21 protein-coding genes and 1 pseudogene are annotated in these 22,717 nt (G+C 30.6%); 5 read left to right on the forward strand and 17 right to left on the reverse strand.

The annotated features are described in order from the left end of the window. Positions 1-82: 82 nt before the first annotated feature. Complete coding sequence (locus ES044_RS15850) at positions 83-1,279, reverse strand: tetratricopeptide repeat protein (RefSeq protein ID WP_189663318.1); 1,197 nt, start codon at positions 1,277-1,279, stop codon at positions 83-85. 189 nt (positions 1,280-1,468) lie between these two features. Here ES044_RS15850 and ES044_RS15855 point away from each other — a divergent pair, with 189 nt between their 5' ends. From ES044_RS15855 to pruA, 5 genes are all read left to right on the forward strand, one after another. After that, positions 1,469-2,659: a DUF5103 domain-containing protein gene (locus tag ES044_RS15855; RefSeq protein ID WP_223269244.1), complete on the forward strand. Its 1,191-nt coding sequence runs from the start codon at positions 1,469-1,471 to the stop codon at positions 2,657-2,659. Positions 2,660-2,707: 48 nt separating this feature from the next. Next, on the forward strand, positions 2,708-3,094 hold the full coding sequence (gene apaG, locus ES044_RS15860; protein WP_147120342.1) for a Co2+/Mg2+ efflux protein ApaG: 387 nt from the start codon (positions 2,708-2,710) through the stop codon (positions 3,092-3,094). Positions 3,095-3,249: 155 nt separating this feature from the next. Beyond that, positions 3,250-4,248 (forward strand): DUF3667 domain-containing protein, encoded by a 999-nt coding sequence (locus tag ES044_RS15865; protein ID WP_189663319.1) that lies wholly within the window; start codon positions 3,250-3,252, stop codon positions 4,246-4,248. Between the two features lie 115 nt (positions 4,249-4,363). Continuing rightward, the gene (locus tag ES044_RS15870) at positions 4,364-5,044 is read left to right on the forward strand and encodes a hypothetical protein (protein WP_147120344.1); all 681 of its coding nucleotides are present in this window, start codon (positions 4,364-4,366) and stop codon (positions 5,042-5,044) included. Between the two features lie 219 nt (positions 5,045-5,263). Next, a complete protein-coding gene (gene pruA / locus ES044_RS15875; RefSeq protein WP_147120345.1) occupies positions 5,264-6,889 on the forward strand; it encodes an L-glutamate gamma-semialdehyde dehydrogenase in 1,626 nt (541 codons plus the stop codon). Between the two features lie 371 nt (positions 6,890-7,260). Here pruA and ES044_RS15880 read toward each other — a convergent pair whose 3' ends face one another. The 16 genes and pseudogenes from ES044_RS15880 to ES044_RS15955 all read right to left on the reverse strand — a co-directional run bounded on the left by ES044_RS15880 (position 7,261) and on the right by ES044_RS15955 (position 22,309). Further along, positions 7,261-7,602, reverse strand: coding sequence for a DDE-type integrase/transposase/recombinase (locus tag ES044_RS15880; protein WP_147120346.1), 342 nt, complete (start codon positions 7,600-7,602; stop codon positions 7,261-7,263). A 1,052-nt stretch (positions 7,603-8,654) separates the two neighbouring features. Beyond that, the gene (locus tag ES044_RS15895) at positions 8,655-9,500 is read right to left on the reverse strand and encodes an alpha/beta fold hydrolase (RefSeq protein WP_147120347.1); all 846 of its coding nucleotides are present in this window, start codon (positions 9,498-9,500) and stop codon (positions 8,655-8,657) included. Between the two features lie 130 nt (positions 9,501-9,630). After that, positions 9,631-9,768 carry a hypothetical protein gene (locus ES044_RS18645; protein ID WP_189663320.1) on the reverse strand — a complete coding sequence of 46 codons (138 nt, stop codon included), beginning with the start codon at positions 9,766-9,768 and terminating at the stop codon, positions 9,631-9,633. Further along, positions 9,765-10,163 carry a hypothetical protein gene (locus ES044_RS15900; protein ID WP_147120348.1) on the reverse strand — a complete coding sequence of 133 codons (399 nt, stop codon included), beginning with the start codon at positions 10,161-10,163 and terminating at the stop codon, positions 9,765-9,767. The genes ES044_RS18645 and ES044_RS15900 overlap by 4 nt, the downstream gene beginning before the upstream one ends. A 323-nt stretch (positions 10,164-10,486) precedes the next feature. After that, complete coding sequence (locus tag ES044_RS15905; protein WP_147120349.1) at positions 10,487-10,918, reverse strand: hypothetical protein; 432 nt, start codon at positions 10,916-10,918, stop codon at positions 10,487-10,489. 1,068 nt (positions 10,919-11,986) lie between these two features. Next, positions 11,987-12,271, reverse strand: coding sequence for an addiction module antidote protein (locus ES044_RS15910; RefSeq protein ID WP_147187362.1), 285 nt, complete (start codon positions 12,269-12,271; stop codon positions 11,987-11,989). 5 nt (positions 12,272-12,276) lie between these two features. Beyond that, positions 12,277-12,576 carry a type II toxin-antitoxin system RelE/ParE family toxin gene (locus tag ES044_RS15915; protein WP_147120351.1) on the reverse strand — a complete coding sequence of 100 codons (300 nt, stop codon included), beginning with the start codon at positions 12,574-12,576 and terminating at the stop codon, positions 12,277-12,279. Positions 12,577-12,813: 237 nt separating this feature from the next. Continuing rightward, on the reverse strand, positions 12,814-13,269 hold the full coding sequence (locus ES044_RS15920; RefSeq protein WP_147120352.1) for a type II toxin-antitoxin system VapC family toxin: 456 nt from the start codon (positions 13,267-13,269) through the stop codon (positions 12,814-12,816). A 2-nt stretch (positions 13,270-13,271) separates the two neighbouring features. Next, positions 13,272-14,219 (reverse strand): hypothetical protein, encoded by a 948-nt coding sequence (locus tag ES044_RS15925; protein WP_147120353.1) that lies wholly within the window; start codon positions 14,217-14,219, stop codon positions 13,272-13,274. Between the two features lie 889 nt (positions 14,220-15,108). Then, a complete protein-coding gene (locus tag ES044_RS18650) occupies positions 15,109-15,261 on the reverse strand; it encodes a hypothetical protein (RefSeq protein WP_189663321.1) in 153 nt (50 codons plus the stop codon). Continuing rightward, positions 15,245-15,831, reverse strand: a pseudogene (locus tag ES044_RS15930) (zeta toxin family protein). The gene ES044_RS18650 and the pseudogene ES044_RS15930 overlap by 17 nt, the downstream one beginning before the upstream one ends. A gap of 176 nt (positions 15,832-16,007) precedes the next feature. Further along, on the reverse strand, positions 16,008-18,266 hold the full coding sequence (locus tag ES044_RS15935; protein WP_147120354.1) for an N-6 DNA methylase: 2,259 nt from the start codon (positions 18,264-18,266) through the stop codon (positions 16,008-16,010). Positions 18,267-18,440: 174 nt separating this feature from the next. Beyond that, positions 18,441-19,205, reverse strand: a complete 765-nt coding sequence (locus ES044_RS15940; protein WP_147187364.1) for an SEC-C metal-binding domain-containing protein — start codon at positions 19,203-19,205, stop codon at positions 18,441-18,443. A 155-nt stretch (positions 19,206-19,360) separates the two neighbouring features. Continuing rightward, the gene (locus ES044_RS15945) at positions 19,361-20,440 is read right to left on the reverse strand and encodes a hypothetical protein (protein WP_147187365.1); all 1,080 of its coding nucleotides are present in this window, start codon (positions 20,438-20,440) and stop codon (positions 19,361-19,363) included. Positions 20,441-20,675: 235 nt separating this feature from the next. Then, complete coding sequence (locus ES044_RS15950; protein WP_147120521.1) at positions 20,676-21,890, reverse strand: hypothetical protein; 1,215 nt, start codon at positions 21,888-21,890, stop codon at positions 20,676-20,678. 77 nt (positions 21,891-21,967) lie between these two features. Continuing rightward, the gene (locus tag ES044_RS15955; protein WP_147187366.1) at positions 21,968-22,309 is read right to left on the reverse strand and encodes a hypothetical protein; all 342 of its coding nucleotides are present in this window, start codon (positions 22,307-22,309) and stop codon (positions 21,968-21,970) included. Positions 22,310-22,717 lie beyond the last annotated feature (408 nt).

Here is a 22,717-nt window from a genome sequence, read left to right on the forward strand (position 1 = left end):
TACTCGATGATTCCATTTAGTTAAATTATTGATTATCAGCATAATATACGAATAATTAACAACTTAAACAACTGTAAATCAATTAAATAAATAATTTAAACACAAAAAAAGTATGATTCTGCCCTGATTGATTTTTATTTCTATTTTTTGAGGCCAACAAAGCTATATTACTTTCATGAGCTTCAATTTTTAAGTCTTGCTTTTCGGTTTCATATTTAATCTGCAATTCATTAATGTTTTTTGTTTTTTCAATAGAAAAAATACTGTCTTCTAACTTTTGAAAGGCTTTTAAATTATTTGTTGAGCTTTTATAATTACCTAAATCATACTCTATATTAGATAAAATAAAATACGCATATCTTTCTTGATGAAGACTATACCCTTTTGAAAACTGTATCGCTTTTAATGCGTATTCTTTCGCTTTTATCAAGTTTTTTATCTCAATATAGGTTTCAGAAATATCATTATACGTATGAGCTGCACTTGTAAATCTTTTTTGTTTAATCTTAATGGGTAACGCTTTAAAAAGATAGTTTAAAGATTCTTTATAATTACCAAGTCTTCTATAAGAAGAACCTATATTACCTAATAAAATAGATTCAATTCTTTCTGCACCCAACTCTCTAGACTTAAAAAGACTAACTTTATATATTTCTATTGCTTTATTTAAATTCCCTTCTTTTTGATAGCTTGCTCCTAAAGCAGTAATGTTAGATAGAACACCTTGCTCGTCATTTGTTTTTTTGTAAATAATTATGACTCTTTCTAAAATTTCTCTTGCTTTTATAAAATCTGCAGTTAATAAGTAAACCCCTGCAATTTTTGATAGATTCAGCGCAATTTTAACTTCATCTTTTCTGTGTTCATAAATGTTTAACGCTTTAAAATAATTCTCAAGAGATTTTTCATATTGAGAAAGTCCATAATAAACTCTACCTATAAGATGGTAGCATTCTGCCATACCAACTTCTTCTTTCAAGTCTTTAAAACTCGATAAAGAAGCATTGGCCATTTCTAAAGATTTAGAATGTTTTTTTGTTTTAAAATAATAAGTTCCTGTATGTAAATTACCATAGGCAATTAAACTTTTGTCTTCCTTTTTTTCTGATTCTTTAAGACCCAAATTGATGGCTTCAAGTGCTTTTTCGTAATCTTTTTCTACAAAAAAATCTAAACCGGCTTTGTAATAATTGTTAATTTCTTGAATCTTTGAAGTGTTTTGAGAGTAAGAAATATTCCCCAGAAAGGCAATCACTGTAAACAAAATATATCTTTTCATGATATTAAATAATTTGATTACCTGGGTTTTTTTTAAGATTTTTAAAGATACTCTAATTAAATGTCTTGCAATACAATTCATTTTTATTGAAAAAAGGAACAGTATTTGCATTTTTAGTAAGCGTAAAAAAATTTGTACTTTTACAAAGCACAAAATAATATTATGTCTCAAAAAATAATCTTGATTTTCATGCTTTTTTCCACTAGTTTTTTTGCACAAAACATAAAAACAATTCAGTTAAGACCTTTACAAGAAAATAGCTACTCTGCAATTGTGCCATTAGGCACAGTTTTAGAATTGTCTTTTGATGATTTAGAAAACGATAACAGAGACTATCAATACAGAATAGAACACATGACGCATGATTGGCAAAAAAGCAGACTCCTTTCTAGCCAATATATTGATGGTTTTAATGAAAATACCATTATAAACGTAACCAATTCTTTTAACACCTTTAAAAGTTACACCCATTATTCAGTAAAAATACCCAATATAAATACTGTGATTACTAAAAGCGGAAACTATTTATTATCAGTTATAAATTATGATACCGATGAAGTTGTATTTACAAGAAGATTTGTATTGTATGAAAACATGTCAACCATAGCTGTTAACGTTTCAAGAAGCAGAAACGCCAGTACTTTAAGCACACAGCAAACTGTAGAGTTTACAGTAAATCATCCGAATATCAGAATTAACAATCCGGCACAAGAAGTACATGTTGTATTGATTAAAAATGAAAACTGGAATGAAAAAATAACAGGTTTACAACCTACTTTTTTTGAACCTAATCAGTTAAAATACACCTATACAAACAAAACGAATTTTTACGGAGGCAATGAATATTTAAACTTTGATAGCAAACAAATCAGAAATAAGAGCATTAATGTTGTTAGAATAGAAATGTTAGATATTTTTCATCATTATTTATACCCTTTTACGTACAATGAAAACAGAACTTACCGATACAACCCAGATATTAATGGGCAATTTGTAGTGAGAACACTAGAGGGCAACAACCCAAGTACCGAAGCAGATTATGCTATGATGCATTTTACACTATTTGCAGATGAACTTTTTAAAGATAAAGAGGTACATATTTATGGCGCTTTTAATAATTTTGAAATTGCTGAAAACACCAAAATGACGTATAATTTTGAAACCAATAGTTACAAAGGTGCTCTTTTATTTAAACAAGGTTTTTACAATTACACCTATGCAACCGTAGACAAATTTAACAAGGTTGATATCAATGAAATAAACGGTACTTTCTTTGAAACTGAAAATGAATATACCTTAATTACTTACTTTAAACCGTTTGGCGGATTATATGATCGCGTTATCGGAATTGGGACTGGCTTTTTTAATCAAGACAGATAAATTGCATTTGATTTGTATTTTTTGTGCAAAAAAGCTACATTTACCTAAATGGTAGAACAAATAACAAAAGGAATCAAAATTTCTGTAAAAACGAAATACAATGGTACAAGCTATAGAAATAATAGGTTGTATTATGTTTTTGCCTACTTTATTACCATCGAAAATAACTCTACACAAACTGTAAAGTTAACTGATCGCTTTTGGAAAATTTTTGATTCTCTTAATATAACCGAAATTGTAGAAGGTGAAGGTGTTGTTGGGCAAACTCCGGTTTTAAAACCAAATGATCATTATTCATATAGTTCAGGTTGTTTTTTAGAATCTAACATTGGTGCCATGACCGGTTTTTACACCATGGAAAACACCACAACTTTTGAAAGATTTAAAGTTCGTATTCCTACTTTTCAACTAGCTACACCCGTATTATCAAACTAAAAAACACTAAAAATAAAGTAGTCGTTAAAGATGCAGCCTGCTTAAATTGCGGGCATCCTTTTAACGGCCAAGAAAAATTTTGCCCCGATTGCGGACAAGCGAACAAAGGAAATAAGATTACTTTTAAAAGTTTTGTACACGAAGTATTTAATGGATTGTTTAGTTTTGAAGCAAAGTTCTGGAATACCATTGTGCCGCTTTTAGTAAATCCTGGTAAAGTATCTAGAGATTATATAGATGGTAAAAGACAGCGATACTCCAATCCGTTTCGTTTTTATTTAACAGTTTCTATCCTCTTCTTTTTAATTATTGGTTTCACAAAAACCAAAGAAAAATACCAAAATTTAGCAAAAGAAAGCAAAGCAGATATTTCTGATATTATTCGTAAAGATTCTATTTTAAGCACAAATAAAGAAGAAAAAGAAATACAGCTTACGCAAGAAAAAATAGATTCTATTGTGCAAAAATTAGACAAAGAGATGCAGCAATCTTTTATTCCGATTCCAGAATCTACCAGAAAAGAAGTTTTAGAAGACGTTGCAAAAAAAGCAAAAGACACTAGTGAGGTGAACGATGATGACAATAATAAAGTTACTTTTAATTTTGGAGGGGAAACAAGACTCGATGATTTTGCCAACTTTGCTAAAAAATATCCTGATGCCAATATCGATGTAGCTTTAGATTCTCTAGACTACGAAAAAAACTTTACGAATCGGTTTTTATTCACCAAGGCAAAAAGTCTATTTGAAATTTCAAAAAATGAAGAAAGTACAGATCAGTTTTTTAGCCAGGTTTTATCTTACGGTTCGGTTGCTTTATTTATCTTTTTACCCTTTTTTACGTTATTCTTAAAGTTTTTTTACATCCGAAGAAAATATACATACATAGATCATTTAATTTTTGTTTTTCATATTCAAACAGTCTTTTTTATGCTGTTTTCTATCTTTTTACTTTTAAGAATAAGTTCTCTAAATCCTGAAATTTGGGTTTTTGCAGTTTTATTTTTATTGTATTTAAGTATTGCCATGAAAAAATTTTACCAGCAAGGATATTTAAAAACGATTCTAAAGTTTTTACTCCTAAACTTAAGTTATGCTCTTGTATCTAGTATTGGTATTACATTGCTGTTGATTATTTCTTTTGTGCTTTTTTAGGGTTGATTTTCAACCGCTTAAAAATAGTCTCGTTTTTTTTTGAACTTAATTTCTTGTAAATTCGTTAGAAATGCATCGCTTTTTTTTATCAGTGGATGCAAAAAAACGACTACTTATGAAAAACATAATTATAGCATTTATTTTTATCGGAATTTTTATTTCTTGTAATTCATCAGAAAAAACAAAAACGGGAATTCAAGAATCTTCGGTACACCAAGATTTATCAAAAAATACAGCTCAAAAAATCAATAAAGAATTACTGCCTATTGCTACAGATAACGCTTTAATTGCAACAGCATTAATGGCTGCGCCAGAAGAAAGCAGAGCAGGCTGTAAAGTTATTGGGTATAATATGGCAGGTGAATTTGTTACGCTAAAAGAAGGCGATAACGAATTTATTGTTCTTGCAGATAACCCGAATCAAGAAGGTTTTAATGCCGCATGTTACCATAAAGACCTAGAACCTTTTATGGCAAGAGGAAGAGCTTTAAAAGCAGAAGGAAAAACAGGACAAGAAACTTTTGCTATACGAGAAGTAGAAATGAAAGCCGGCAAACTTAAAATAACGCCAGGAGCTACGTTGCACGTATACTATGGAGCAAAAACGCTCTATAACCCTACAACTTCAATAGTTAAAGGCGCTCAACTACGCTATGTAGTCTATATGCCTTGGGCAACATCAGCATCTACGGGTTTGCCATCATCTCCTTTAGCCTCAAACCATCCTTGGATTATGGATCCTGGAACGCACAGAGCACATATTATGATTTCGCCTTTAGCAGAAGATAAAAAATAGAAAACTTTTTTTTGAGGATTTAAATGATTATCCATGTGTTTTAATCACATAGAAACCTCTGTTCTACAATAAGATAAATTCACAAATCACGCTAAAAAGAAAACTTGCTCTAGAATCAGATCTTCCAAAATTTAGACATCAATTTCGCGAAATCGATTGATAAAATTTGTACATTGTCGACTTTAAAAATTAGTAGATTCAAATTTAAAAACATACACAATGGCAAGAGGATTTTTTAATGTTCCAAAAGCGGTAAACGAACCTGTAAAAGGATATGCTCCTGGTTCTCCAGAAAGAGAAGAGTTATTAGCAATGTACAAAACCATGTTTAACAGCAATACAGATGTGCCTATGCATATTAATGGTGCTGAAGTAAGAACAGGAAATACTAAAAATATTACACCCCCTCATGATCATAAGCATGTTGTTGGTCAATATCATACAGCAGATAAAAAACATGTTGATGAGGCTATTTCTACAGCATTGGCTGCAAGAGAAGCTTGGTCTAGTGTTTCTTGGACGGAAAGAGCCTCTATTTTCTTAAAGGCAGCATCTTTGTTATCGGGTCCTTACAGAGCAAGAATGAATGCTGCAACTATGATTGGGCAGTCTAAAAACGTATACCAAGCAGAAATTGATGCTGCTTGCGAAACAATCGATTTCTTTAGATTTAACGTAGAATACATGACCGATCTCTTTAAAGATCAGCCAATATCTTCGGAAGGAGTTTGGAACCGAGTTGAATACAGACCTCTAGAAGGTTTTGTGTATGCAATTTCTCCATTTAACTTTACGGCTATTGCAGCAAACTTACCTGCAGCAGCAGCTTTAATGGGTAATGTTGTTGTTTGGAAACCTTCTGATCATCAAGCATATTCTGCACAAGTAATTGTAGAATTATTAAAAGAAGCTGGTTTACCAGATGGTGTTATTAACGTTGTTTACGGAGATCCGGTCATGATTTCTGATACTGTTTTAGCGTCTCCAGATTTTTCTGGATTACATTTTACAGGTTCTACCCATGTCTTTAAAGAATTATGGAAACAAATAGGAAACAATATTCATACCTATAAAACCTACCCAAGAATTGTTGGAGAAACTGGTGGAAAAGATTTTATCTGGGTACACAATTCTTCAAATCCTTTGCAAGTTGCAACGGCAATGATAAGAGGTGCTTTTGAATACCAAGGTCAAAAATGTTCTGCAGCTTCGCGTTCTTATATTCCGGCTTCCTTATGGCCAGAAGTTAAAAAATATTTAATTGCGCAAGCAAGTGAGTTAAAAATGGGGTCTCCAGAAGATACTTCAAACTTTGTAAATGCAGTGATTCATGAGGGTTCTTTTGATAAAATTGCAAGTTTTATTGATGCTGCAAAAAAAGATACCGATGTAGAAATTATTATTGGTGGTAATCATGATAAATCTGTTGGATATTTTATTGAGCCAACGGTAATTGTAAGTACATCACCAAAATATGCAACCATGACCACTGAATTATTCGGCCCAGTGATGACTGTGTATGTTTATGAAGATGCAGATTGGGAAGCTTGCTTACAATTAGTGGATGAAACTACAGAATATGGCTTAACAGGAGCTATTTTCTCTAAAGATAGATATATTGTAGAAAAAGCTTCTAAAGCATTAGAAAATGCTGCAGGAAACTTTTACATAAACGATAAACCGTCAGGAGCAGTTGTAGGTCAGCAACCCTTTGGAGGCGCAAGAGCTTCGGGTACCAATGACAAAGCTGGTTCTGCGCAAAACTTATTACGTTGGGCGTCTGTTAGATTGATCAAAGAAACTTTTGTTACTCCGGTAGATTTTAAATATCCTTTTATGGGATAAAAAATTAAGTACCTATAAAAATCCTCATCTTACAACTGAATGCTTTTCAGTAACAGATGAGGATTTCTTTTTGTGTATTATACTGATATAGGTTGACCTTTTTTAGATTTAATTTATACCGTTCAAAAGATTTTTTTTAGCCGTTTAGATGGCAAAAAAATAATTTGAACTGCTTTTGGTTTTAAATTTTTAGTTCTGTCAAATTTACATTATTTCTTCGATATGATTTGTATTTGATATTCGGATTTCAATGTACTTCTGCGGGTTTTCTTAAATCGAGGCTAAAATGTGTTCTTAAATTATTGTAAATATATACAGCTTGTTTTACGGTTTCTTTAGCTATAGTTGTATTTTTAATTGTTTGTTTTAATTCATTCAGCAATGGCATTTTCATAAGGATCATATTGTTCGGTCATACTCATTGCAATTCCATTATTTTCAGCAAATTGTGTGTATTTAGGGTTGCAGTATTGAAAACCTCTATCTGAATGATGAATTAGTTTTTTGTTAAGGTATTTTCTATTTTTAATAGCCATTTTCAGCACTTCAGGACAAAGTGATGTATTCATATTATTATCAAGTTTATAGCCCATAATTTTCTTTGAATATGCATCTGTAACGATTGCTAAATAATTGTGTCCATTCTCTGTTTTAATATATGTTATATCGCTTACCCACAGCTGTTCTGGTCTTGTTGACGCTTTATTTTGAATAAGATTTTTATATTTTCTAAATTGATGGTTAGAATTGTTGTTGTTGTTACATAGTTTTTAAGTTTAGGAACTAATACCTAATTAGCCTTATAATGCCGTAATAAATCGTTTCTTTTTCATTTACTTTTCATCAAAAATAATTAGCGTAACAATGCACTGCTAATTATTTTTCATTTCAATTAATCAAAAAATAATTCAATTTATTTGCACGTCACTATAAAACTAAACTGGTATAAAAGATTATAAAGTCTTAATACATCGTATAATTAATCTCTTCCAATTTTAATATCTTGTTTTACAAAATCATTTTTAAGTTCTGAATAGGGCTTAATTCCACAAGTTCTTATACCCACTTTTTTACGATATTCTAGCACTATTTCGATAATTTTTTTATCGTTTAACTTTTTGTTTTCTTGGGTTTTACATCTTTTATAGAAGGCTTGTTTACTAATCACAAAACATTGATAGTACCATTTTCTTTTAAACGGTTTTTCTTTTTTAGTGCTATCTCTTTCGCTAACCTGTCTGCCGACCTTTAGATTTGTAAAGTTACTTTTAAGAAAATAATAGAAGAGATAATTTCCATATCTGCAATGATATCCTGCTAAAAGTCTATTACAAACGCCAGTTCTTCAATACGTTCCCTTAGTGTTTTAATCTCATCTAATTTACTCATACCCGTGTTTTGTTGCACTAAAGCACTGTGTTTTTTGATTCAATACCCAGTTGTGGTTCTGGGAACCTCATATTTTTTAGAAGCATAATTCGTAGAAATCTGCTCATTTTGAATTTGGTCAACCACGAATAATTTTAGTTCTAAAGTTGCTTTTTCGTAGGTTTTTTTTTCGCCAGCGTTCTTTTTGTGTTTTCATAAGTGCCTATAATTAAGTGTTTAATTTTTAGTCAACCTATTTCAGGAAAGTACAGTGTTTTAATGAATGCCAACGTGTTTATGTAATGTTAGTCGCGAGTTTAAACAACTAATTTAGTAAAAAGGAGAACGAACCAAGAAAGGCCGTTTAGACTTTCGTAAGTAAGCGATTTACTTGCAATTAATCTAATACGGTAGTAGCTGTAGTATTTTTATTTCCTATAAATTCGATTATTATATTCGCAACTTCTGTTGTTCTTAACATTTTAAAATGTCTAGTATTAGTAATTGCTACTAATTCAGCACTATTCCATTTTTTAGCAACTTCTTCAGCTTCTGAAATAGGTATTATTCGGTCATTTACATCGTGAATTATTATAGCTTTTTCTACGTTTATATTTTGCACATATTTAGATACGTCAAATTCATCAATTTTTTCATTCCTCTCTTTTTCAATTTTTTTTAAAACGATATTAATAGCTCTGTTGCTAATTCCTGTTTTTTTCGAAATATTTGATACATAATTACTAAAAGTATATGGTGTCGTTAAAAGAACATAACTATCTATCTTATGATTTGGTATTTGAGACAATGCAAATATGGTTACAACACTACCAAATGAATGACTTACAATGTTTTTAATATCAAGCTTTGTTATTAGTTTGTCAACTGTATCAAGATATTCAAACATTACATTTTTCCCTCCAGAACTATTTCCGTGTCCAGGTCCGTCAAAAGAGTAAATAGTAAAATTCTCAACCAAAAATTTTTCAATTAGGTAAGAAAAATTTCCAGCTTGACCTTCCCATCCGTGAACAAGAAGAATTTTATTTTCTCCATTCCCCCATTTATACAATTGAATTTTATTGCTTTGAATTATCAAAACCTTCTTTTCCGCTTTTTTTAAAGTTTCAAGTTCGTTTTTTCTTATTTTTTTTATTTGAGGATTTAATAGACGATTATAGAATTTTTTTGCAAAAAACGAAGGGAAAATATTAGAAAGTGTTTGAATTGTTCCTTTTTTCATAGTACTTGAGTCATATTACAGCTAAGGTGTTTGTGTAAGTTTAGTTGCGGGTTCAATTAGTGAAGTTAATAAATAAATCACAGATAGAAAGTCCGCGAGGACTTTCGTAAATAAGCCAAAAACAAAGCAATTAATTTTGTAAGGTGTTAGCAAATGTTATTTTTTCAGGGTATAATTCCTTTTTATTTTCAAAATTCAGAATTTGAGAAAGAATTCCGCAGAGATATTTAATTTCGAAAACTTGTTTAATTACATAAATAATTTTCATTCAAATTTTTTTATTAGTTTGTCTCTTTCATTTTTCCTCTTTTTGGATGATTTCCAGAGTGGTATTGAAATTCCTCCTTCAATAGCACCAACAATTATTCCAGTATAACCTAATGCTTGTTTCAAGTCATTTTTTCCAGAAACATCAATAATTGCAGCTGTTAAGGTAGCTATAGATAATGCCGTAAGAATTATTCCAATAGTTTTGTTTGTCTTTCTTTTCCTTTCAAGGTTTAAAATTTCATTCAAGTCTTTTTGAATATTTACATCATTTAAGTTTAAACCTTCAGTCTTAAGATTTAAATTATTCAGCTTTGTTATTTCTTTTTCAGATAAACTTTGAGAAAGTCCATTAAAAAAAGAAAAGAGTAAAATTATTAATGCAATTTTTTTCATAATGTGCTCTTTTTTTATATTTGCTAACGATTTGTATAAGAACAGTAAGGGATTAAAACGCAATTACTTTCAGATTTAGCACTTAACCAAATTTACAATTTTATCGTTATTTTTCTTTTAACCGTTAAATTTTAAATTTGGCGGACTTTGTTAATATGCACCAACTTTCGGTTTGGCACTTAACCCTTATTATTTTTATACTTTGTTATGCACTTTTTTGTTATATAATTCAAGTATTGTACTATGTAATTCTTGGGTTTCATTTGATTTGTCAATACTCAGATAATTCCATTGTAATCTTTCCGTTTCACTAAAAAACTTTTTCATATAATCAACAGTTTTCTTTCTCTCATATATTTCAATTTCTGTCGAATCCATTCCTTTATATGGGTTAGTAAGAAGTCTATTGAAATTAGGTTGGTCAACCGAATCTTATCCATAAATAATCTTGCCGATATTTTTGAGGTAAATTGGTCATTAGTTTTAATTTCAATACTAAATTGTCTAGGCTTTTTTGGTTCCTTCTTGAAATCAAATTCAGATTTAATTGTATAGGTAGTAGTATTTTTTTTTACTCTTAATTCTAAGGGATTGTCCAACAAAAAATCATACGCATTTTGCTTGAAAATAGCTTTAAATGATAAAATCGCCTGAGCAATTGAATTCTCTTTATTCAAACTCGTTTTTTCGGAATACTCGATTTCAAGATATTCTACCTCTTTATTTAGTAAAGTCAATTCTTGTTTTTTATTCATTCTGCTCATTTTTTCGAATTGTGCATAACTCCTTATAGGTGTATAAATATAAGTGTTATCTGTTTTTTTCTAAAGATACTACAATATGTACATCCATTTTTGTTATTGAAAGTTAAAATTTAGAGAGCCTTTTTAGCCTGTTTTCTATTAATTTTCACCTTTAAAATCGGTTTGATTCAAACATAACTCAATTGTTTTTCTAAAAGAAAGACCAACCTTGAAACTGTATTACTGAAATAAGTTTTAACATAACTATTGCTTGTCTTCTTACTTTTAAACAAGGGTAAGAAAAATAATTTAGTGATATTAACGGCATACCCTACAAGAACACATTTAAGCGCATTATTTTGATGTTTTAATACATATTTAACATTAATAAGGAGACTTGGAGGTAAACAGGATGTGTTTGGGGAGTTTGGGAAGTGAGCTGTAGCTGTGCTTTTAGTTGGATGAAGAGTGAGGATTTTTGAAGGGGATATTGTTGTTAAGATATTAATTTATTTTTTGTGGGTAGATGTTAGTGCTTGTTTTTGAGGAGTTAAAAATAAAACTTTTATGGTACTCGTTGCGAACGACAGCTAGCTGGGGTGATTTTGTTATTGGAGTATTAATTTTTTCTCTAATTAGCCATTAGACGTTGTTTTTAAAGAATAAAAACAAAACTTTTACGGTACTCGTTACAAACGAGCACTAGCGGGGCATCCGTTGGCCACCTAAAAATTACAAAGCGATTATAAATCGTAAACTATTAAAATACAGTAATTAAAAAAAGGTTCACAAAGAACCTTAGAACAGCACTGCCCAAACTCAAGAAAAATGAGGAATATCCAATGAATATCATTGAAAAGGTAACCAGCCAACCCAAAAAAAAGTCGCTTCAAATAACTATCAAAGAGCAAGGGCACTTGACCTGCTTTAAAACGCGACCCTAAACTCTTTTAAGGTCTCTGCTCAATCGCAGATTTACCCCTTACCATCATCTCTTACCAGCAATCCCGGATCAGACAACAAGATATATAGCTTTGGCCTATCGGCAAGCCATATACTTAGTTGTGGTGCGTTTTTTTTTCAGGCTGAAATTGGATTCACTTGAACTTGTCCTCCGATTGCTTTCAGAACTTTCATAATTGTCCCAAATTGTGGTTTCGCTCCGTCTGATAATGCTTTATACAAACTTGATCTACTCAATCCAGTTTCTTGTGCAATTTTAGTCATTCCAATAGCTTTCGCAATATGTCCAATCGCATTAATTACGTCGGCATTATTTCCTTCTTCTAAAACAGTATTTAGATATTCAGCAATCATTTCCTTACTGTCTAAATAGTCTGCTATGTCAAATTTAGTAGTTTCCATATTTTCTATTTATTTAATTTTTTCCAAATTTGTTTTGCTTTCAAAATGTCCTTTTGTTGAGTTGATTTGTCTCCACCAATTAAAAGGATAATTATTTTTCCGTCTTTTTCTTTAAAATAAACTCGATAACCTTTCGCAAAATTCACTTTTAATTCTTGAATTCCATCTTCAACAGTTTTATAATCTCCAAAATGTTCGTCATTTTCAATTCTCTGAATTCTGAATAATATAATAGCTTTGGCTTTCAAGTCTTTTAACTTTCTTAACCATTTATCAAATTCAGATGGTTTCTCAATAAAGAACATAATACTGTATCTAATCGGATACAAATTTACATTTTATTTTTGGATTATTGTGAATAAAATTCGAGTTTCAGAATTTGAGTGATTAATGCACCACAACGTGTTTGCGTATTGTTAGTTGCGTGTTCAAGCACCTAATTTAGTAAATACAAACTGAATAGAAAATCCGCTAGGATTTTCGTAAGTAAACTAGAACTAAGCAATTAATTTTATACGGTTTTGGCAACTGGCTTTCTTCTATTAAAATCTTTGCACATTTAGAATTGTTCCGTTTAAATGGTCAAAATCTTTATCTGCTGTTAGTAAAGTTGCATTTAAAGTCAAGGCTGTAGCTCCTATCCAAATATCATTTTTCCCAATATTATTATGAGATCCTTTTTTAAAATTTCCATTAGAATCAGGAAGCTTATTTTTACTATAACAATCAATTAATTTGTAATTATCTATTAAATTCTTGTCAGTATGTAAAATGTCCACATAAGTAACTCCTTTTAGAAAATCATCTAAAAATTTTATTTTATTTGCTTTCCAACCTGCAATTACAGAAAAAGTTAATAATTCAGCTTTTGTTACAACTGAAATAACTTGTACTGGTTGTGTATTCAATGAATTAATCCAGTTCAAACAATCTTGTCCTTTTTTATCTTGTCTAATAATATGTATTACTGCACATGTATCTAAAACTAAATATCTCATAGTTATAGTTCTTTAAGCAGTTTTTCGAATTCCTCATCAGATTCTTCACTTGGCCATTTTCCAGCAATTTCATTCATCCAATTTTTTGTAGGATTTTTTGAGGTTTGTCTTTTAATTTGTTGAATAGTAGTTTCAGAGAATGGAATTTTTGAAAAGTATTTATCTTCTTCTGTTGCCTCGAATATTCTATCTATTTCTACATAAGATAATTTACCATTTGGCTTAAAATGACCAACTCCATAAATTGTAGCTTCTTTACCCCAAAAATCTTTGATTGTTTCTTGATGAAATTTATTAGTTATATTTCCTAATAAATTCCCTTGTTCAGTTTTTACAGTAACTTTTGATTTACTATGCTCAAGAATATCAATTATTCCATTTATTACAACATTTTGTGGGTCAGGAATTGAATCTTCTAATACCTTAATTCTACTGAAATCAGATTTTTTTAAATGTAATTCCGGAAGCGAACCTCTGTTGGAGATAATAAGTTCTTCATTATTAGAACGAAAAAATGTTTTAAAATCTTTTAAGTTTTTAACAAGTGCTTTATCCAGTAAGTTTTTTTCAGAATCATTATCGTCAAATGCTTCTTGATAAGCAAGCATAAATAACGACATTGGTGTTTGATTAGGCAATTCTTCCGCAACTTCAGGTTGAAATGCATTAACTTGAACTGCTCTAATAGTACTAGCGAAAGTTGGTGATTCCAACTGTAATAAAGTACTACTCTCTTTAATTCCTTTTAATCTGATATTCAGTGCTTCATCCAAGAAACTCGGTTTTTTACCTTGTTTATTTGAAATACCACCAAGTCTTATTTGTAGTGCACCTTTCGCTATATTAGAAATGCTTTTGGCAAGAAATGCAATTCTATCCAAATCAATAGTTCCCTTCTCTTGAAGTTCGCTTTTTAGGATTATATCATATTCAATTATTTTTTCTTCCAATTTATTTCAATTATATAACAAAGGTATAATTTTATTTCTAAAGTTTTTTAGCTTGTTGCCAACGTTATTGTAATCGAGTAGACAAGGGGAATTTCACCCCAAGCCTCTCACAGAACCGTGCTTGAAAGTTTCCCCTCACACAGCCTGCCCCGCTTTTTGGCGGGGGCTCTTCTAATTTAATTTACAAATATAAGCTCATCCTTTTGCAAGTTGGAAAATCGTAAATATAATTAGCCCATCCCTTTGCTCCATTTCCATTACAGAAACTTCATCACTACTACGAATGAGTCTGCCACTGCATACAGCATTGATATTCTGTCTCTAGGTTGTGCCTATTGTACATTTCCCTTAACATTTGTATGCAGCTTCCCAAGTTCCGTAAATAAGCCCAAATAAAGTTCTTGCCATCTGAATGACGCCAGCCTTACAGAAAATAAATAGGTTATCTCTGTAATTAATGTTATCCCTAACATTACTTTTAACTCCGTATCATACTTCGTAGCTTTTGACTGGAGGTTCGCAACTTCTCGACACCTCATCAGTGGTTCACTTTCGCCTGCCTGCCGGCATAGGCAGGTTCAACTCCTTTATTCACACCTGCTAACCTCAAGGGTTAGATTCTCCTAAACGCTCAATACCAAGACTATTAATCAAAGCACCTTTAGGTGGTTTAGAGCCATCGCCTATACAACGACTCTGATGGACCTACCATCATCTTAATTACAGCATTCAACCTTTTATTGCCGGGTTGATTCTTGGCACACTATGAATAGTTGCGTATTTTAAGCAATAAAATTACTAAATAAAACACAAACCAATAAAATCCGCGAGGATTTTCGTAAGTAAGCTATAACCAGCAATTTTTTTTATACGGTGTTGGGCGTAGTGCTTATTCAGGCTTTATTTTTACAATTTTATTTCCTTGCATAACGACTATTTCACTATTTTTTTCTTTCTTAAATTCCACCATTTTTTCATAAACTTTCTCAAGTCCTTTCAAAACTTTTTCCTTAAGTTCTATTTGTTTATCTTTTGTTGTCATAAAATTCTTTTAATTTGTTAAACTTTATTTGGTCAATAACAGTTAAATTTTCTTCACTTAATTTTTGAGCAATTAATTCGTGCTTACCAAAAGAATTATCGAATATCAATGCTCCATCAATTATCGGTAAGTAAATGTCAAATAAGTTGTAAATTCCTTTCAAAAATCTTCTTTCGATTACATCTTCGGGAATATTATGTCCTCCTTCAATTACTCTTATTTTTACCCGTTCTTTTGCTAATTCAATATTATTTAACCAGAAAATAATAATGTTATTGTGTAACCTTGTTTTTTTGCTTGTATTATTTTGTTCTTGTAACTTCTCGTTGATAATGTTGTTTCAAAAGCAAAACTTTCATTTTCTTTCAAGAGTTCATTAATTCGATTAATCATTATTCGTCCAGATTCGAATGATACTTTTTCCGGTTGAAAAGGTGAAAGTCCCCTTGCAATTTCATCTGCGTTTACGAATTCCTTACATTCTATAATTTCTGGAAGAATAGTAAATGAAGCTGTAGTTTTTCCAGCACCATTACAACCTGCTATTATGTATAGATGTTTTTCCTCCATATTAACAAATTTAATAGTTTTTCAACTAATATTGATGAATTACAAGTTTTTTTTGCATTACGCCAACGTGATTGTATAAGATTAGTTGCGTGATTTAAGAACTGAAGTTAGTAAATAAAACACAAATTTAAAGCCTACGAGATCTTTCGTAAATATGCTAAAACCAGCAATTAATTTTATACGGTGTTGCCAGCTGGCTTTTCTCGGTTTCCTTCTGCAAATTCTATTAGACACTCTTTTATTAATTCGTGAAATTCCATTGCCGATTTTTGATTTATAATATTCGGATGCGCTGCTTTATTTCTATAATCCGTAACTATTCTGTTTAATTTTTTTAGATACTGTTTCTCTAAAATATTGTCTGCAAAATACTTATTAGTGTAATTCTTGAAATTTTGAAGTAATATACTTTGAGAAAGTGTATTCCCGTCTTTCTTGAGTAAACTAATGATAAAGTTCATAGTTCCAAAAGTATATTTTCTATCGTCTTTTTTTACAGACTTTGCAAAGGAAACTGTTTTACTATTTGCAAATTCATTGGCTGTTAATTTATCTCTATCTACATTTTCGGTTATTAAGTATTCGTGATAAGTGTTAAATAACTTTATCAAAATTTCATTTTCCAGAGCTCTACTGTATTGAATTATAAATGGGGAATAATCAGCATCTTCTAATTCACTAATTTGGTCTAATAAAAATTCTGCCTGTGGAATGAATTTTTTGCTCTCTGGTTCCAACATTTCCCATAATTCAAACCATATTTTGATTTCATCGATGTAACCTTTTATACCTAATTTTTCCTTTAATAATAGATTGAGTTTGTCATCTAATTGTTGTTGCATTCTCAAAATTTTACTTTCTTCGTCTCTTGGTAAGTTTTTTATTTTTTGAAAATCTTGAGTTAAAATAGTTATTTGGTCTAAAACTTTATCTATTTTACTTTCAATAATTTCGGTTTTGTTTATTAGTAAATCAAGTTTCGAAATCATTTCGTTGGTTAATGAAACCCTAGCTTTCAATGTTAAATTCTCCTCTTTTAGGTTCGAATTTAATTGATTTGATTTTTCTAGTTTATCTTTTATTTCTTTTAACTGAATTTGGGAAAGTGTTCCAAGATTATCTTTGGTTAATAAATGTATGTCTTCTATTGGTAAGATTGGTATTCGAAAATTCTTTACATCATTTACTGATATTAAAGGCATAGTTCCACTTTTTATATTTCTTTGAATTTGTTGATTAAATAATTCTCTACCTTCAATAGTTGTCAAATATGTTCTTAAATATTCGTTGTTTTGAGAGCGTAAAATTATCAAATGTGGTCCAGCAACAGATGGTTGTGAGTTTCCCTCGTATATGTATAATTTTTTGAAATCATTAAACATTCTTGGAATTACAATATCTCCTTCTTTTAAAATATTATCTGTCCTATTGTTTAAGTCTGATTTATCTAGAAAAGAATTACTATCGAATATCGACAATAAACCATTTTTAATATTTCTAGGTTGTAACAATAAAAAGTCGCCTTTTTCTTTTTTTATTACCTGTCTATTATATCCTACTATTACTTTTGATAACTCACTAATTCTTTTAGTTTCTTCGTTATTAAGTGATTCTTCCAAAATTGAATGTTTTGGGTGATGGTAATTAGTATCCCTTCGTTTTTGCAAAAGCTCTTTTTCAATAAAAAAACCGCTTTTGTTATTTATGAAATTATTTAATGTTTCTTCAGAATTTGAGTACTGAATAAAGTGGGTAGCTTTTTCTGATTTATTTTTTTCGATTATTAGAATAGACATTTTTATTGCCGTCTTTTGAAAAAAACCTGATGGCAAAGATATTATTCCTTTAAGATAATTTTCATCAATTATATTTTCTCTAAAAATTTCGTTGTTATTGGCGTAAAGTAATCTCTCTGGGACTAGACAAATTAAAACTCCTTCTTTGTTCAATAAGTCCAACGATTTAGTAATGAATACATTTTCAAAATTGTCTTTTCTTCCATTTATTTGAGTTCTCCCAAATGGGAAATGAGATATAATTGCATCATATTTTTCATCGTGTTCGTATTCTAAACTGTCAACGTTTGTAATTTTTATTGTTGGCGAAATAAAATTGGCAATATCTACTATGTTTTTATCGATTTCAAATCCTTCTGAATTACAGTAGTCGATGTGAAATAAAATATTTCCTAAACCACAAGACAAATCAACAATTTTTTGCGGTTTATATAGTTGGCCAATTTGTGCCATTAACCAAGAAATATCATTTTGTGTAGAGTGATAGGCAAAATGTTGATTGGAAGCGAGAAAATCTATTATTTCATCCTTGTCAAAATCTTTCGGCTGGGATTTTAATTCATCAAGAAGATTTTCAAGATTATAAGGGTCTAATCCTTTATTCCTAATATTTTTCGAAATGTCTTTAATAGTTTTCATCAATTTTCAATTAAAGCGTGATGTTTGTTTAGCTTGCTGGCAACGTGTTTGTACAAGATTATTTGCTGTGGTTAAGCGATAAAGTTAATAAATAATAACTGAATAGAAAGTCCGCGAGGACTTTCCTAAATAAACCAAAACCAAGCAATTAATTTTGTAGGGTGTTGTGCACTGTTATTTTCCATGACAACGTTTATACTTTTCACCGCTACCACAAGGACACTTTTCATTTCTCCCAATTTTTTTGCTTTTAGGAGTTGACGACGGTTTGCTTCCTACAACTGTTTCTGTTCCTCCCACCCATATGTTAACTTTTGCAGTCTGTTTCTTTTCGTAATCAATTAAAAGTGTTTTAAGCACCTCATGACCAATTTGTCTAATAGTGGCTTTTTCAGGGTTTGGTATTGGAGTTGAACTTTTTCCATCAAATATTTCAGTTTCCAAGGAATTGTTCTTTGCTAAATTATAGTAGATTTCATCAAGGGCTTCGTCAACATGTGCACCACCATCTTGATTTGTTGAATTCTTAATCAGTGAACTCCGGGATATAGCATTTCCAATATTATCTCGAATTATTACTTCTTCCCACCAACTTTCAAATGGAAGCCAATTGACACAGAATGACATTTCATCCAATTTAGGATAATATAGAGTATCCTTTCCTTTCATTCCTATCATTGTTAAACCGGAATAAGTACTAAGTGATTTTTTGTTTAGAGGCAGGTTGCTACTATAAAACGAATCGGATTTTAGACCTAGTTGCCCTAATAAAGATTTAGAGTTTCTTGTGTCATGAAATAGCACTCTGATTATTGTCGCTATTCGCTTAGCCTCTGAATACTTACCATCATCATATAATATACAAGAAGTATTGAGAAAATCTATTTGTTCTTTGAGGTGTTCTTCGAGGTCCTCATGTTTCAGTTTTATTTTTCTCATTTTTGGGTTTTAATTGTGCACAACGTTTAGTATATAAAAAGTAGGCGATTTCGAAGCACTAAATTTTTGGTTAAGCCAAAGTTTGATACGAACCAAAAGCCTTGGTTTTAGGACTATTTCGCCTATTTTTTATATACATTGTTATAGCCAGTGCTTTAGTATCTCGTTTTAAGAACTATTTTACCAAGGTCTTTTATTTCGTCTTGTGATGTAAATATTACTCGTCCTTTTTTTGAGATTACTTCCCAAGAAATTATGCTGGTAATGTCGTCAGTTGCATTGGGGGTCTTTGGGTCGCTTACTATATCAAATGTCCGTTCGTCTTTCATTACTACTACTTGTGAAAAGTTATGATGAACGATAAGTAGCTCGCCACGTCCGTCAATTGCTGCTTGATAAATTTCTTGTAAATCTGTCAAAACTTTCCCGTGAGCTACTGCTTCCTGCATTTCGCTGATGGCTTCAGTCCTGCGTTGTTTTTGTTGTTCTTTTACTGATTCCCAAGATTGTTTTGCGATATGATGGGTGGCAACATTGTTATAGTCAATATTGGCATATCCTAAGTAAACACTTGGTTTATCAGCTACCTGTTGCAAACGACTGTAATTGTCCTTTGTAGTAATAACGAAGCATTTTAATTCCGTTTCATTATTCACTTTTACCAATGCTTTATCTACCTTATTTAAAAACTCACGAACTAAATCGTCAAGATGTTTAGAGTCGCTTCCTCTATCGGAATTTGTGTTGTAGTGTCTGTTTTCAGAAAAGGGAAAATCATCATTTCTTATTTCTTCAACAATGTCATCATTTACAGCTTCAAACAGTTGAACACCACTTTGAGAAAGTAACATTACTAAATAATTTTCGCTTCTATTGTAATTTTTAATAAGCGAACGAATTGCGAAACTATCGGAAATATGAACGCCACCATTGCTGGTTTTCCAAGTTGATTTTATGATTTGTTGAGTGTCGTTTGAAAGGAAAATGTGCAGACTATCTAAATTGTGGTTTACATCAATTTCTTTACTTACTGCTTCCATTTTTTCTAAAAGTTGTTCTACAGGTCTTTTTCCAAATTCTTTTATAACCCGCTCTTCTGCTTCTTTTATCAAGTTCTTAAGTAATATTTCATCTTTCGCATTGTCGGGGTGAGTTCGGTGAGTATCTAACGAAATCGTTACACAAGGCGAGTTTTTTTCCGCCATCAATTTTTGTAATTGTTCTTTTAATGCCATTATTGTTTTTTTTGATTTTCTTTTTCCTACTCTTTTGAATTTTCGGAATGCTTCCCTTTAAAATGTCAGGTCATTATGTTTTTGTCACGGTCGTTCTATCATTGGCTACAACGTGTTTGTACAAGATTAGTTGCTGCGGTTAAGCATTAAATTTAGTAAATAAATCACAGATAGAAAGACCGCGAGGACATTCGTAAGTAGGCTAGAAACAAAGCAATTAATTTTGTACAGTGTTCTAAACAGTTTTTTCTCCAAATTTCATTAAATACTCTTTTGTAACAACAATATCACATTCATTATCATCTAAAAATTCGTTATAAAGAAAAATCAAATTCTGAATTGTGTTGTATTTATAAAATTCTTCATTTTTAATTTTAATATCTCCTAAAAGCTGAAAAAATGTAGTACAAGAGATAAATATTGGCAGTTCTGTTTTCTCGAATTTTCCGATTACATTTTTAAGTTTTTCATTATTTACTGTTTTGCTATCATTAAAAAGACAAAGTCTAATAATTACTTCGTTATCAGTCAATTTTTCAATAATATCATTATCATTTTCTATTTTTGTAAGGTCTGTTCTAACTATTTTTTCAGCTTCATTAAGTTGTGTGACTGCTTTCGAAAAAGCTTGATTTAATTTAGTTTGCTTTTCACTAAGAATAAATTTAGATTCTATTAGAATAGTTGCTTTTTTGTAATGAATTAAAAAGTCAATAAGTTCAGTTCCATCTATTTTTTTAGGTGAGTAATATAGTTCTTCGTTAGCTGTAAAGTAGTTAATTAGATTACCTTTTATGGATATTTCTTGATTATATCCGTGTTTTCCATCTTTTAAATAATTATTAAAATTATAGCCACTTTCATTAAGTTCTCCATTCCATTCAATGCCCTTTAATGGATTGAATATTGTCATTTTTTCTTCGCTTGAAGAATCTTTATTCTCAATATTGATAGTAAAACCTTTATCTTTAGTTTCAGGTGCATAATATCCGTCTGCTACTTTTTCCAATAATTCATTAGAACTATAGATATCTATTACCCATTCTTTAAAAGAATTGAATGTGTTTTTCTTGTCAATAACTGTTGTGAAAACAGGTTCATTATGATGGTTGTAATATGCTACTCTAAGTTTTTCCGTTTGTAATAACCTAATAATAACTTCATCAAATCCAATATAGACTTTATCTTCTTTTCCAAACTTTTGCCAAGTTATCCATAAAGGGTCTTTTTCTTTGTCATAAAGATAAAGCGTGGAACCTCTATTTTCTAATTTAGGATTCCTGACGACCATTTCTATTTTACAACCAGCTATTAAACTTGTTAATATTGAAGCTTCAAATTTCATTAAAAGCACAGGAATTCCTTCATCATCTATTACAAGCCAAAACCCTTGAACTAAGCTATTAACTTTTTCTAATACTTTATCACTTGGAATGTATAAACTTGGCATTTACGTAGGTTTTTTTTAATTGCTTAGAACGCTGCGCTATGAAACGTGTCCCGAATGGCATGTTTTTATAGCGATTGTTATGGCTCGTATTTATTGATTTCATATTCTAGATCTACCCGTTTTCCATCTTCTACAACAACAAAATCTCCAACGTCTAGGGTAATAAAGTCAGCTTCTTCATTTCTTGGAACGATTGGTGTGAGATAAATCTTTAGCTTTTTTCTTTTTCTTAAAGGGCTAAACCAATTTTGCTCCAACTCCTTTGAGTATAAACCAATAATAGGTGATTGAAATCCGAAATTTGTTACAATTTGATTATTACGTATGCTGAAAATTATTTTCTGTGCCCATTTAAAATCACCTAAACTATAGAAACAACTTAGTTGAAAAATGCTTAAGACTGGTAGTTCTTCTTCCAAACCAAAAGCCATTCCTAAGATGCCTTCATTTTGTAAATTATCATTAAGTTTGTTCTTACTAGAAAAGTAATAGAGTAGGTTGTTGTTTAGGCTTTGAATTGAGTAAATGGCCCTGTAAACTTCGTCTTTGGATAATTTGATAGTGTTATCCTCTAATGATTCAATGATATCTTCAGCAATTTTATAATTGTTGTGCCCAATAACATTCCTTATTTTTGAATTGTATGCAGTTTTAAATAAGTTATGTGTCAGAGTATAAGGTCTTAATTTTGATTTTAAATGTAACTATTCAGCCATTTCCGGTAGGAACGGATTTTTGCTAAAAGCAAGCTGAATATTTTCTAGTACTTTTTGTTTATTTTTTTTGAGCGTTGTAATATATCCTCTAATTCTAGCAAAATATTGTGC

Source organism: Polaribacter sp. IC066, assembly GCF_007997085.1.
Classification (GTDB): Bacteria; Bacteroidota; Bacteroidia; order Flavobacteriales; family Flavobacteriaceae; genus Polaribacter.

Bases quoted from the DNA above. Each gene is read 5' to 3' on its own strand.
- ES044_RS15850 (WP_189663318.1), bottom strand. From the start codon at position 1,279: ATGAAAAGATATATTTTGTTTACAGTGATTGCCTTTCTGGGGAATATT.
- ES044_RS15855 (WP_223269244.1), top strand. From the start codon at position 1,469: ATGCTTTTTTCCACTAGTTTTTTTGCACAAAACATAAAAACAATTCAG.
- apaG (WP_147120342.1), top strand. From the start codon at position 2,708: ATGGTAGAACAAATAACAAAAGGAATCAAAATTTCTGTAAAAACGAAA.
- ES044_RS15870 (WP_147120344.1), top strand. From the start codon at position 4,364: ATGAAAAACATAATTATAGCATTTATTTTTATCGGAATTTTTATTTCT.
- pruA (WP_147120345.1), top strand. From the start codon at position 5,264: ATGGCAAGAGGATTTTTTAATGTTCCAAAAGCGGTAAACGAACCTGTA.
- ES044_RS15895 (WP_147120347.1), bottom strand. From the start codon at position 9,500: ATGAAAAAAGGAACAATTCAAACACTTTCTAATATTTTCCCTTCGTTT.
- ES044_RS18645 (WP_189663320.1), bottom strand. From the start codon at position 9,768: ATGAAAATTATTTATGTAATTAAACAAGTTTTCGAAATTAAATATCTC.
- ES044_RS15900 (WP_147120348.1), bottom strand. From the start codon at position 10,163: ATGAAAAAAATTGCATTAATAATTTTACTCTTTTCTTTTTTTAATGGA.
- ES044_RS15905 (WP_147120349.1), bottom strand. From the start codon at position 10,918: ATGAATAAAAAACAAGAATTGACTTTACTAAATAAAGAGGTAGAATAT.
- ES044_RS15910 (WP_147187362.1), bottom strand. From the start codon at position 12,271: ATGGAAACTACTAAATTTGACATAGCAGACTATTTAGACAGTAAGGAA.
- ES044_RS15915 (WP_147120351.1), bottom strand. From the start codon at position 12,576: ATGTTCTTTATTGAGAAACCATCTGAATTTGATAAATGGTTAAGAAAG.
- ES044_RS15920 (WP_147120352.1), bottom strand. From the start codon at position 13,269: ATGAGATATTTAGTTTTAGATACATGTGCAGTAATACATATTATTAGA.
- ES044_RS18650 (WP_189663321.1), bottom strand. From the start codon at position 15,261: ATGACAACAAAAGATAAACAAATAGAACTTAAGGAAAAAGTTTTGAAA.
- ES044_RS15935 (WP_147120354.1), bottom strand. From the start codon at position 18,266: ATGAAAACTATTAAAGACATTTCGAAAAATATTAGGAATAAAGGATTA.
- ES044_RS15940 (WP_147187364.1), bottom strand. From the start codon at position 19,205: ATGAGAAAAATAAAACTGAAACATGAGGACCTCGAAGAACACCTCAAA.
- ES044_RS15945 (WP_147187365.1), bottom strand. From the start codon at position 20,440: ATGGCATTAAAAGAACAATTACAAAAATTGATGGCGGAAAAAAACTCG.
- ES044_RS15950 (WP_147120521.1), bottom strand. From the start codon at position 21,890: ATGCCAAGTTTATACATTCCAAGTGATAAAGTATTAGAAAAAGTTAAT.